General features: G+C 77.7%; 3 protein-coding genes. All 3 read right to left on the bottom strand.

Translation table 11 applies throughout. From position 1 onward, the window contains the following. Positions 1-681 (bottom strand): DUF6297 family protein (locus AB6N23_RS17605; protein ID WP_412867267.1); only part of this gene is annotated, 681 nt, incomplete at its 3' end. Beyond that, complete coding sequence (locus AB6N23_RS17610) at positions 678-1,367, bottom strand: ABC transporter ATP-binding protein (RefSeq protein WP_412867268.1); 690 nt, start codon at positions 1,365-1,367, stop codon at positions 678-680. The genes AB6N23_RS17605 and AB6N23_RS17610, both read right to left, overlap by 4 nt. A gap of 42 nt (positions 1,368-1,409) precedes the next feature. Beyond that, the gene (locus AB6N23_RS17615; RefSeq protein ID WP_412867269.1) at positions 1,410-3,659 is read right to left on the bottom strand and encodes an ATP-dependent DNA helicase RecG; all 2,250 of its coding nucleotides are present in this window, start codon (positions 3,657-3,659) and stop codon (positions 1,410-1,412) included. Positions 3,660-3,815 lie beyond the last annotated feature (156 nt).

Genomic DNA, 3,815 nt, shown 5'->3' on the forward strand with positions numbered 1-3,815 from the left:
GACCAGCGCCCACGGGGGCACGGGCAGGGTCGCGGGCGCCGCCCCGGTCGCCACGAGCGCGACCGCGGTGAGCGGCGCGGCGACGAGCAGCACGTCCCCCGCGAGCGCGGTCGTGCGCCGGGGCACGCCCGACGACTGCACGAGGGCGGCGGCGAGCACGAGCGCCGCGCCTCCGGCGGCGCCCACGAGCGCGGACCGCACCAGCGCCTCGCCCGACCGCTCGAGCAGCCCCGCCTCGAGGAGCACGACGACCACCGCGCCGGCGAGCGCGGCCAGCACGGGCAGCCGGACGGCGGCCGGCCGCAGGAGCCCGCGCCGGTCCACGGGCAGCGTCAGCCACCACGCACCCTCGGCACCGCCCGCCCCGACGGGTCCGAGCCGACCCGCGAGCGCCACGAGCGCACCGGCCGCGGCGAGGAGCAGGACGGCGACCACCACGGGCAGGCTCAGCGCGCCGGGGGTCGCGACGTCGGGCGGCGGGGGCAGCGCGACGCGCAGCTGCTGGACGACGCCGAGGGCGATGCCGACCGAGATCGCGAGGCTCAGCACGGCCGCGTACACGTCGCCCAGCAGGGCGCCGAGGTGCGCGTCCGCGCGGACGCGCGCCGCCTCCGCGGTGAAGCGCCGGATCGACCGTGCCGCCGGGACGCGGCCCGTCTCGTACGGGCGCACGGCCGTCACAGCACCACCCGCGCGATCCGTGCGGCGGCCTCGTCGGCGTCGACCACCTCGACGGCGCGCTCGTCGACGTGCACCGCCGTGTCGCAGACCTCGCGCACCAGCTCGGCGTCGTGCGTCGCGAGCAGCACCGCGCCCCCGGCGGCGGTCTCGGCGCGCAGCCGCTCGGCGAGGCGCGCGCGCATGGCGCGGTCCAGCCGCTGCTCCGGCTCGTCGAGCACGAGCAGCGAGCGCGGCCGCGCGAAGCCGGCGGCGAGCAGGAGCCGGCGACGCTGCCCGGAGGACAGCGCCACCGGCAGCGCCCGCGCGTGCTCCGCGAGGCCGAACTCCTCGAGCAGCTCCGCGACGCGGTCGCGCGCGTCGACCACGCCGTGGCCGCGGGCCGTCAGGTACAGGTGCTCGGCGGCCGTCAGCGCCGGGAAGTACGCGTCGTCGTCGAGCACGCCGGCGACCTCGCGACGGAACTCCGGCTCGCGCTCGTCGACCGGGCGCCCGAGCACCTCGACGCGGCCCGCGAGGGGCGTGAGCAGCCCCAGCACGGTCTTGAGGACCGTCGACTTGCCGGACCCGTTCGCGCCGACGAGCGCGACGGCGCGCCCCGCCTCGACCGTGAACGTCACCGGCGGGCACACGGGCGTCGCCCCGTAGCCCACCTCGACGTCGTGCACGCGGACCACGGGTGTCGCCATGCCGGTCAGGGTAGTGCGGTCGACGCGAGCGGCCCGGCCGCGTCACGCGCGGTCGAGGTACTCCTCGCGCTCCCCCGCGAGCTGCTGCTCGATCGCGGCACGCAGCGCCGGCCACGTCGTGAGCTCGGCGTCCTGCGCGACCAGGCCCCGCGCGTCCGCCCGCGCGGTGTCGATGACGTCCGCGTCGCGCGTGACGCGCAGGAGGCGCAGCGAGCTGCCGCGTCCGTGCTGCGCCGCCCCGAGGACGTCGCCCTCGTGCCGCAGCTCGAGGTCGAGCGCGGCGAGGCGGAACCCGTCGGTCGTGCTCGCGAGCGTCTCGAGGCGCGTGTGCGCGTCGGTGCCGGGCTCCGCCGCGCTGACGAGCAGGCACAGGCCCGGGCGCGTGCCGCGACCCACGCGGCCGCGCAGCTGGTGCAGCTGGGACAGCCCGAACCGGTCGGCGTCGAGCACGACCATCACGGTGGCGTCGGGGACGTCGACGCCGACCTCGATGACCGTCGTCGACACGAGCACGGGCGCCGCGCCGGACGCGAACCCCGCGAACGCGCGGTCCTTCTCGTCGGGGGCCATGCGGCCGTGCAGCACGCCCACGCCGACGTCCGCGAGGTCCGGGCGCGCGCGCAGCTCGTCGGCCACCTCCGTGACGGCCCGCAGGGGGCGGCGCGGCGGCGCCGCACCCCCGCCGACCGTCTCCACGGCCTCGGCCAGGAGGTCCGCGCCCTCGTCGTCGTCGGACGTCCCGCCCGGCGCCTCGTCCGCCTCGATCCGCGGGCAGACGACGTACGCGCGCCCGCCCCGGTCGACCTCCTCGCGCACGCGCTGCCACGTGCGGTCCGTCCAGCGCGGGTTGTCGGCCGGCACGGTGTGGGTCGTGATGCCGGCGCGCCCCGCGGGCACCTCGTCGAGCACCGACGTCTCCAGGTCGCCGAACACCGTCATCGCGACCGTGCGCGGGATCGGCGTCGCCGTCATGACGAGCGTGTGCGGCGTGCGCGCCGCCTTCGCGCGGAGCGCGTCCCGCTGCTCCACGCCGAACCGGTGCTGCTCGTCGACGACCACGAGGCCGAGGTCCGCGATCTGCACGTGCTCGGAGAGCAGGGCGTGCGTGCCGACGACGATGCCGGCGCGCCCGCTCGCCGCGTCCAGCAGCGCCTCGCGCCGGGCCGCCGCGGGCAGCGACCCGGTGAGCAGCGCGACCCGCGTGGCGTCCTCGGCCCCGCCGAGGAACCCGCCGTCCGCGAGGTCCCCCAGCAGGGTGCGCAGCGTGCGCGCGTGCTGGGCCGCGAGCACCTCCGTCGGCGCGAGCAGCGCCGCCTGCCCGCCCGCGTCGACGACCTGCAGCATCGCGCGGAGCGCGACCACCGTCTTGCCCGAGCCGACCTCGCCCTGCAGCAGACGCTGCATGGGGCGTGGCGCGGCCAGCTCGGCCGCGATCTCCTCGCCCACGGTGCGCTGGCCGGCGGTGAGCGAGAAGGGCAGCCGCGCGTCGAACGCGTCGAGCAGGCCGCCGGCGCGCCGCGGGCGGGCCACCGCCTCCTCCTGCGCGACGCGCTCCCGGCGTCGCGCGAGCTCGGCCTGCAGCACGAGCGCCTCCTCGTAGCGCAGCCGGTCGCGGCCGCGGCGCCACTCCTGCTCGTCGGCGGGGACGTGCACGAGCCGCAGCGCCTCGAACAGCGTCGGCAGCCCGTGCTCCGCACGCAGGTGGGCGGGGACGGGGTCGGGCACGTCCTCCTCGCGCAGCGGGTCGAGCACCGTGCGGACGGCCTGCGCGACCTTCCACGACTCGAACCCGGCGAACGCCGGGTAGACCGGGATCGGGCGGCTCGCGTCGAGCAGCGCCTCCTCCTCGTCGTGCGCGTCGTCCTCGGCGCCGAACAGCCGGCACTCCGGGTGCATGAGCTGGAGCGTGCCGCGGTAGAGCGACACGACGCCGGTGAACAGCCCGCGGCGGCCGGTGCGCAGCTGGCTCTCGCGCCACTCCAGCTTGCGCCGGTGCGTCGCGAAGAACGTGAGCTCGATCCGGCTCGTGCCGTCCGTGATCGTCGACTGCAGCAGCCCCTTGCCCTGCGCGGTCGTGCGCAGCGACGTCCGCACGACCTCCGCCACGACCGTGACGTGCTCCCCGACGGCCAGGTGCGTCATGTCCGTCAGCGACGCCGCCTCGGCGTACCGGCGGGGGTAGTGCCGCAGCAGGTCCTCGGCCGTCTCGAGGCCCAGCCTGCCCAGCGCCTTGCCGGTCCGCGGGTTCGTCGCCCGCGCGAGCGGCACGGCGAGGGGGTCCGTCGTCAGCATCCGCGCCTCACCCTCGTGCCCGTCCCTCCGTGGTCCTCGTCGCCCGGCCCGTCGCGCGTGTCGCCCCGGTCAGTCGGCACCCGCTCACCCATGAGGCGCCGCTCGTCGTCGGACGCGCGAACCATCGCGACCATGGCATGCGCCACCGCGTCCGCG

Origin of the sequence: Cellulomonas pasadenensis, from assembly GCF_047229365.1 — a bacterium.
Taxonomy (GTDB): domain Bacteria; phylum Actinomycetota; class Actinomycetes; order Actinomycetales; family Cellulomonadaceae; genus Cellulomonas.

What these genes read in the sequence shown, in the direction of transcription:
- AB6N23_RS17615 (WP_412867269.1), bottom strand. Translation starts at nt 3,659, where the DNA reads ATGCTGACGACGGACCCCCTCGCCGTGCCGCTCGCGCGGGCGACGAAC.
- AB6N23_RS17610 (WP_412867268.1), bottom strand. Translation starts at nt 1,367, where the DNA reads ATGGCGACACCCGTGGTCCGCGTGCACGACGTCGAGGTGGGCTACGGG.